This is a genomic window from Pseudoalteromonas sp. APC 3358 (assembly GCF_030408075.1).
GTDB lineage: Bacteria > Pseudomonadota > Gammaproteobacteria > Enterobacterales > Alteromonadaceae > Pseudoalteromonas > Pseudoalteromonas arctica.
Genome location: NZ_JASDCE010000052.1, coordinates 1 through 562 on the forward strand (window position 1 = coordinate 1; position 562 = coordinate 562).

Sequence of the window (562 nt, forward strand, 5' to 3'; positions counted from 1 at the left end):
AAGTGCCATTTTGTCTGCAAGTGCTTTGCTATTAGTTAATGCCGCACCACCTTCTGCAGTGGTAACAATTTTAACAGGGTGAAAGCTAAACACGGTAATATCACTGTATTCACATGAGCCAATTGGTAGTTCTAAGTAACGTCCACCTATTGCATGTGAAGCATCTTCAATGACTTTAAAGCCATATTCTATAGATAACGCATGGATTGCTTTCATGTCACATGGCTGACCACATAAATGCACTGCAACTACAACTTTAGGCAAAACACCTTCTTTTTTAGCACGGATAAGCTTTTCTTTTAATGCTACAGGACAAAGATTATAAGTTGCGGGATCTATATCAACAAAATCTACTGATGCGCCACAATACAAACCACAATTAGCTGAGGCTACAAAAGTGACAGGTGTTGTCCATAATATATCACCGGCCCCTAATTCAAGCGCTAAACAAGCAATATGCAAAGCTGACGTTGCACTATTAACAGCCAAGGCATGATTGGCGCCGCTTGAATCCATCAGTGCACGTTCAAACGCAGGGACTTGTGGCCCTTGCGTCAAAAAG

The 562-nt window shown here is 41.5% G+C and carries 1 protein-coding gene; it reads right to left on the bottom strand.

Translation table 11 applies throughout. From position 1 onward, the window contains the following. Positions 1-562, bottom strand: a 562-nt coding sequence (locus QL995_RS21690) for a DegT/DnrJ/EryC1/StrS family aminotransferase (RefSeq protein ID WP_290295086.1), incomplete at both ends; no start/stop codon positions are given.